Genomic DNA, 6,363 nt, shown 5'->3' with positions numbered 1-6,363 from the left:
TGGGAGAACATCACAAGGAGGCACCCCACCTTCTTCCGACATACCAAGTGGACCAGCAACACCATTTCACTNCTGGCGAANGTCAGCAGCATNCTCATCGAGGATTTTCAGGTNAAGGTGTACAGCGANAATGGNATGATCGAAAGACCGGGCGACAGCGACATCGTCTACATGAGCGACGACAAGCAGCAGTTTGTTAACAGGAAGGATGACATCGAGTTCAAAATCAACTCGGCACTCACCTCNGACGAATGCAGNCAGCTGGGCGTGGCACAGGGGGTATGCATGAGCACGCCGCTCAACTTGCTCACTGGNGANGGCGTNATCAANCTCTACGACCACACAACGGGGAGACAGGCAAAGCCGGAGCAGCTGTATGTTGACAGCTATTACAACGAGTACCACCAGCCCAGAATTCTCATGACGCAAAAACTCATTGACAAGAAGGAGCAACGCGTGAGCACATTCAACCAATACAGGCATCCCGCAATGGGAAAATACTTTTTCGTACAAGGCATCACAAGGAACCTCGAATCGGGGGAAGCTGAAATGTCGTTAAAGGAGATTCTATAAATTAGCTTTGACAGATTGCAAGCCTGTTTTTATATAAAACATAGTCCCACCTAGTCTTACCTAGTCCCACCTAATAGTCACCGCAAGATGACAAAACGTAAACCCTCAAACATAAATAAAACTTTACGGTGGTAATTGATAGAACCGCCATAAAAGGAGATGGAAACATGATAGACGTAAAGATTATCAAGAAACCCAAAAACAAGGCTGCAACGCCAATGCTCAGGACACCTGGGGCAGCCTATGGAGACCACTCCGTCAAGGAGGCGGTGCATGCCAGCAAAGCCGATACGGCGAAAATGGCGGAAAAGGCCATCCTCGCAGAGCAGGCCAAGAAGGCGGACGAAGCAACAAGAGCGGATGAGGTGAGCTTGGAATCAAAAACACTCTCGCACTTCCTAAGAAACGACATACCCAACACGGCAGCAGAGGTCGTCACCTTCCTCAAGGGAGTCATCGCAAAGGCGGTGAGTTATTTTAAGGGAATTGTCAATGATGGCGACATCAACAACGAGGGCAACATCAACAACACAGGCAACATCAACAACTCGGGGGACATCAACAACTCGGGAAACGTCAATACCAAGAACCTCACCGTAACGGGGAAGGCGACATTCTTTGAGCTGGAAATACTCAAAGCGAAGGCGGCGGGCGGGATTATCATACAGAGTGCAGCAACGTTTAAGGTGGACGACTGCGAGGATACGGAAGACGGATATGTGTGCTATCAACAAGCTGAGAAAGACGGCAAGGTGCTGATACAGATGTGCCGCAAGGGCGACCAGATGTTGTGCCACGGTGGGCTGAATGTAGATGTGGGCGTGAGCCACAATGTAAGTAATCACTATTATTGGCGGTTGGTGACGGATGCGCCGGAAGTGCCTGTGGAGCGTGGGGGCAAGAAGTATCTAAAGATAGTGCTGAGCAAGACAGAGTTTGCCACGGGCAGCGATAAGCCGCAGGTGGGTGATGAACTGGCGCAGGTGGGCAACCGTGTGGATGCGGACAGGCAGTGCGTAATTATCAATTCTGCTTACAAGTCGCTTGACATGGGGCTGGTTGCGCCTTACTGGGCAAAGTATGTGGGTGTGAATGATTATAAGTTGGAGACCCACCGAGAGACGTATTTCGCGAGGAACGACAATCAGATAGTGGGTAACTTGAGGGCGAGGAGCTCATCGGGTGAGATAAGACCCGTACCTGTGTTGCTCGGTGAATGGANAAGCGGAAAGGAATACGGCTACTATGACAGCGTAACACATGACGGTAGGCAATGGCTGTGCATCGTAGAGCCAGGTAAGAGAACGACAGAAGAACCAGGCAAGGGTGATGCATGGATGCTGTTGGTGGATAAGGGCAGCAAAGGAGACAAAGGGGAAGACGGGGAGAGTAGTTATACGGTAAACATTTTCACCGATACGCCCAACGGCAACATCATTCGTAACGGGCAAGGCTCTGTCTGGCTATTTGCCGTGGTGTATTATGGAACAAAAGAGATTACCGAAACGCTGAAAGATTGGCAATTTTCGTGGGTTATCCATAGTGGTAACCCCGAGTTTGACAAACTTTGGAACAAACGGCACCAGCAGTGCGGAAGAAAAATAGAACTGAGCGCGCAGGAGGTGAACAATATGGCACAAGTGGAGTGCTTGATCTGTGATAACGTTGAACTAAAGAACTAAAAATATAGTTGACGAGTTGACAAGTTAACAAGTTAACAAGTTAATAGCCATTTACTCGTAAACTCGTAAACTTGTGAACTAAAAAAAAACTAACAACAAGCCATTTCCTCCCCTCCTTCGGAGGGGTTAGAGGAGGCTCCTAAAAAACTTATTTTATGAACAAAATTTTATCAAGAGGACAAATCACAATTGTTGATTTGAATGATGCAAAGCAGATATCAATGATTCTGCAAGTGAAAAACCCGTCGCAGATGTACAATCCTGACACCAAGGTGTATGTACCCAACTTCAGCACGGACAAGAACACGGTTACACCTAAAGTGTATGTGACGGGTAGTGGCCAAAACATGGTCAGCGCACTCACTGCTATCGAATACGACATCAATGGTACCAAAGTGCAGGCTGGAAAGAGTGTTGGCGGATATTCTGTGGGCGCCATCAGTGCAGGGGCGGCGCTTACCATAGCGAGCAACATTTCCTCAAATGCGTTGAACATCAATGTCAAGGCTACCTACCACGACACATTGACAAACGTTGACACTGTGCTTGAGGCGCAGACGCAGGTCATTAAGTCAACATCGGCAGGTGCTTTGCTACAAGTGGTGCTGACACAGCCGAAAGGAAACAGCTTCGATACGAGCATCACCGAACTGACGGCGCATGCCGAGTGCTATCGTGGCGGTGTACACGATACATCTATTCAGAAGTTTCAATGGCTGAAACTGAATTTTGCTAACGGCACGTTCGAGGATATTTCTACAGGGGTACAAACAAGTGGTGGTAACAGCACACTCACGGTTCATCCTGATGACGTGTTGAATGTACAGACTTATAAGGTGATAGCAACCGACGAGGGACAAACTGCTGAAGCCATCGTCACGTTCGAAGACCGCACTGATCCATACGAGGTAGTGCTGCATGCCCCTAAGGGAAATGTCATCGTCAATGGCAAGGGAGAAATAGACATCAACGCCGAGGTGTGGCAGAATGGCGTGAAGTTAGAGGATGCGAGCGCACAGACGCCTAAGTTTTCCTACACATGGACGAAGTACAACAAGGCTGGAGCGCAAGAGAACTTCGCTGGTACATCGGCACCCACAAAGACGGGAAACCCTTTGAAAGTATTGGCAGCTGACGTAGATCAGAAGGCAACTTTTGTGTGCGAGGTTAGAAAAGCATAAAGAAGTGTGAAACCGAAGGAGGGGAGAAGCCTCTCCCCCGACCCCTCCCCAAAAGGGAGGGGGGTAATTAGCAAAACTATCAACTCGTAAACTCGTCAACTTGTAAACTTAAAAACTTAAAAACTCATTTCATGAACAAAGTATTAACCAGAGGCATTATAACAATAGCAGCGGTGAATGACGGCAAGGACGGACATTCACTAACGGCAAAGGCTTTCATAGAGGGCAGCTACCGCAACGGGTTCATCAAGGGCGTGAAAAACTATGTGAGAGTGTTCTATGACGGACAGGAGGTGACGGACTTCAAGGCGAGTTATAGATACAAGGGCGCTGGATATTCCAATTGGTCAGAGCCAGAAATTAAAAGCAGTGACGCTTGGTGTGACGCGCAGCGTGACGGCAGTACACTCCTTGTTGAGTATACGGTGGAATACAAGGGGCTGAAAGCCCTTGCGACAGGCAGGCTTGACAATATACAGGACGGCATGCCCGGCAAGGATGCTGTCATCTACAAACTTGTTCCTTCAAAAGAAAAAGTACTGGCATATTTCGAGAGTCATAGCCACTACAAAAAGGTGATGGTTGAGTTGAAATATTTTATACAAAAAACCGTAGGAGATGTTACAACCGATGTGCGTTTATATGATGAAGGACTTACGTTGCGAGCATATCCTGACCTTGGAGACTTACAAGCATCAAGCGGTGTATATAGCTTTGGACCAGTAATTCGAACATACGACGCATCAGAAGAAACTTTCAGCGTAACGCTTTTGAAAGGAAATAAAATCCTCGACATACGCACTATACCTATCACGATGAAACCTGATCTTGTGTACGCTTTCGACGATAAACTGGGCGAGGTCCGCAGAAAGATTCGCACTGTTGATGGGAAGGTAAACACATTCAAGGCGACCATTAACAAGACGTCCAGCACTGTTGGGAATCTTGAAAAGGAGTTCACGCAGATACAGCAGACATCGAAAGAAATCAGCATGACCGTGAATAACGGCACACGTCCGAATCTGTTGTGGGGCAGCGACCTCAACCTTGATGGGGTGGACACCACCAACAATGCAGCCATTGAAAAGCATCTGGGTGTGGGTATAGCAAGCACAAAAATAGACAGCAAAGAGTGGTTCGAGTATTTGAAAGGCGGCGGCGTTGGTGGAGCGGACGCTATAAAGTTCAAGGCAATGAAAGGCACGTCAGAGTTTGCTGGTTTGTTTTGGGAATTTAATGCTGGCGCAGCTCGAAACTTACAGTTGAAACCAAATACATTATATACGCTTTCTGCTTGGGTAAAGACAGAGTTTGACAAAGATGCGCAAGGTTATTCTAACTTTGTCTTTGAAGCATTCAAGAAAGAGAAAGATAATTCAAGGCAGAGAGTTGGTAAATTGAAATTTAAGGCAGCATCTTCGTTTTATGAGCCTGTCAATGCGTGGACGAGAGTGTCAGCTACATTTACAACGGAGGAACTACAGTTTGGTAGCGTGGCAATGTGGGTGAATGGAACAAAGCCTGCCACTTTGTACATCTGCCGCCCCAAGCTCGAGGAGGGCGACACGGCAACCCCATGGTGTGCGTATGACGGAACGGTAGAAGCACTGTTGGCGGGTGGCTTTGACATCAAGAACAGGAAGTTCACGGCTACGGCCGACAACTTCGTGGTGAAGAACAACAAAGGCGAACGCACATTTATGGTAGACGAGAAAGGGGCTTTACGCTCTATTGATACATCAGGAAAAGGTTGTATTGTTTTAAGACCTGAAGTTGGCTATATCTCAATCCTTGATTCAGAGACAGGAAAAGAAAGAGTAATGGTGAGCAATAATGGAATCTTCTGTCTCGGAGTAAAAGACAATAACATTGTTTTTGATACAGGTGATGAGAGGGGGATGTATGCTGGACTTGATATGGGAGCTGGTATGTTTCGTGTTAATGCTTTTAACGATGAAGCTATCGGGATGCAACTCGACATCATAATGAACGGTTTACCATATACTGGCAATAACAATCTTCAGTATTCTCAATTATACGTTGACGGAAAAAACAACCTAAAGATAAACACAGGTGAGCCTATCGTGAAATTTTTACATCCAAATGACGGCTACACCATGAAATCTACAGACACGACCATTGTCGCAGATACTGAACCGTATAGAGATGCTAAAATTACGCTACCAAAAAATCCACAAGTGGGTATGGAGGTAGAAATTATCAATATAGGTACAGGCTTTTGTTATTTGGAAACGGCTGACAATACGAAGATATTTTGGGATGAAGTGAAAACGAAAGAAACGGTGAGAGAACATAGGAAAATATCGCTGCTGTATGTTGGCGGCTCTGACGATCTTTGGATATACACTACAGAGGGATATTGCGGTAATCATACGTAAAACGATGAACAATTAATAATTTATAATGTATAATATAAGTTTACAAGCTAACAAACTGACAAATAGATAATAGTCTCCATCTGTCTGCTCTCCCCTCCTTTGGAGGGGCAGGGGAGGCTCCTTGTCAACTCGTCAACTAATATTATGCAATGTTCAAAATAATCAGCTAATCACTCCCCTCCCTCCCGGGGAGGAGGTCGAAAAAAAAAAGAACATTTCGTTTTACGAAACACATCGCTTCGTTTTATTTTTTTTGGAACGTTTCGTTTTGCGGATTATATTCTCGAACGATTTGGTAACTGAACTCTTGCTTTTATACTCCTTTTTTCGCCTATTTCCTATGATGCAACCCTGTGAAGAAAAGAGTAATATATCCTCTATTTCAATCAGATACACATTTTTCTCCTTTTCTTGCTTCCAACTCCTATACTTCATTATAAAAGTAATAGAAGCGAATGTAATCGGCTGATTATAAAAGGAAAGCATAAATAAGAATAATAAAAGGTGAACGATTTGGAAACGAGCGAG

General features: G+C 45.8%; 2 protein-coding genes. Both read left to right on the top strand.

The genetic code is table 11. The features are described from left to right. Positions 1 to 2,410 precede the first annotated feature (2,410 nt). The gene (locus HMPREF9304_RS10555; RefSeq protein WP_036928889.1) at positions 2,411 to 3,436 is read left to right on the top strand and encodes a hypothetical protein; all 1,026 of its coding nucleotides are present in this window, start codon (positions 2,411 to 2,413) and stop codon (positions 3,434 to 3,436) included. A 131-nt stretch (positions 3,437 to 3,567) separates the two neighbouring features. Next, the gene (locus HMPREF9304_RS10550) at positions 3,568 to 5,835 is read left to right on the top strand and encodes a hypothetical protein (protein ID WP_036928886.1); all 2,268 of its coding nucleotides are present in this window, start codon (positions 3,568 to 3,570) and stop codon (positions 5,833 to 5,835) included. Positions 5,836 to 6,363 lie beyond the last annotated feature (528 nt).

The sequence above is a fragment of the Hoylesella timonensis S9-PR14 genome (assembly GCF_000762405.1).
In the GTDB taxonomy this organism is placed as follows: domain Bacteria; phylum Bacteroidota; class Bacteroidia; order Bacteroidales; family Bacteroidaceae; genus Prevotella; species Prevotella timonensis_A.
Note: the sequence above shows the minus strand (reverse complement) of the source record. Positions and strands in the feature narration are given on the sequence as shown.